The sequence below is a fragment of the Streptomyces gelaticus genome (assembly GCF_014649535.1).
Classification (GTDB): Bacteria; Actinomycetota; Actinomycetes; order Streptomycetales; family Streptomycetaceae; genus Streptomyces; species Streptomyces gelaticus.
The window spans coordinates 1-1384 of the sequence record NZ_BMTF01000083.1 but is presented as its reverse complement, the minus strand read 5'-3'; the positions used below and the strand labels follow the sequence as shown (position 1 = coordinate 1384).

The 1384-nt window shown below is 64.7% G+C and carries 1 protein-coding gene; it reads left to right on the top strand.

Features of this window, described 5'->3' with window-relative positions; all coding sequences use genetic code 11:
* The first annotated feature begins 103 nt into the window (after window positions 1–103).
* Window positions 104–1345, top strand: coding sequence for an IS256 family transposase (locus IE107_RS34430; RefSeq protein WP_189548269.1), 1242 nt, complete (start codon window positions 104–106; stop codon window positions 1343–1345).
* The last annotated feature ends 39 nt before the right edge of the window (window positions 1346–1384 follow it).

The window sequence follows — 1384 nt, the reverse complement described above, 5'->3', positions numbered from 1 at the left end:
GGGGAGTGTCTAATCAACGGCGGATCTGCTGATCAAGGAGAGACGCCAAGTGAGCGAAACGACGATCGGGCACGAGTCCGTCGAGGAGCCGGCCGGTGGTGCGATGCCGTCGGCCGCCTCGGACGAACAGCTCGTCGCGATGCTGGTCGACCGGGCCCGCAGCGAGGGCCTGCAACTGACCGGCGAGGGTGGGCTGTTGCAGCAGCTGACCAAGCGAGTGCTGGAGTCCGCCCTGGAGGGCGAGATCACCGACCATGTCGGCTACGAGAAGCACGATCCGGCCGGGAAGAACAACGGCAACAGCCGCAACGGCACTCGTGCGAAAACCGTGCTGACCGATGTCGGCCCGGTCGAGGTCAGAGTGCCCCGGGACACCGCGGGCAGCTTTGAACCGCAGATCGTCAAGAAGCGGCAGCGCCGCCTTTCTGGCGTGGACGAAATGGTGCTCTCCCTGTCCGCGAAGGGCCTCACCCACGGGGAGATCTCCGCGCACCTGGCCGAGGTCTACGGGGCGGAGGTGTCCAAGCAGACGATCTCCACGATCACCGACAAGGTGATGGAGGGAATGGCCGAATGGCAGAACCGGCCGCTCGACCGTGTCTATCCGGTTCTGTTCGTGGACGCCATCAACGTCAAGATCAGGGACGGGCAGGTCGCGAACCGGCCGGTCTACGTCGTAATGGCTGTGACCACGGAAGGCACCCGGGACATCCTGGGGATCTGGGCCGGCGACGGCGGTGAGGGCGCGAAGTACTGGCTGCACGTGTTCACCGAGCTGAAGAACCGCGGCCTGGACGATGTGCTCATGCTCGTCTGCGATGGCCTCAAGGGCCTGCCCGAGGCGGTGGAGACCGTCTGGCCTCGCACGATTGTTCAGACCTGCGTAGTTCACCTCCTGCGCAACAGCTTCCGTTACGCAGCCCGTCAGGACTGGGACAAGGTCGCCAAAGCCCTCAAGCCTGTCTACACCGCACCCAGCGAAGACGCGGCGACGGAGCGGTTCGGGGAGTTCCAGGAAGCCTGGGGCCGGAAGTATCCGGCGATCACCAAACTGTGGGAGAACGCCTGGGCCGAGTTCGTGCCCTTCCTCTCCTTCGACGTCGAGATCCGGAAGGTCATCTGCTCGACGAACGCGATCGAGTCGGTGAACGCCCGCATACGCAAGGCCGTCCGGGCCCGCGGGCACTTCCCCAACGAGGCCGCCGCCCTCAAGTGCATCTACATGGCACTGATGAGCCTCGACCCGACCGGCAAGGGCCGCAAGCGATGGACCATGCGCTGGAAGGCGCCTCTCAACGCATTCCAGATCGCCTTCGAGGGCCGGCTCACCCCGGCCAACAACTGAACCTCAACAACCAAGATCAGCCGTTAAATTGACACACCC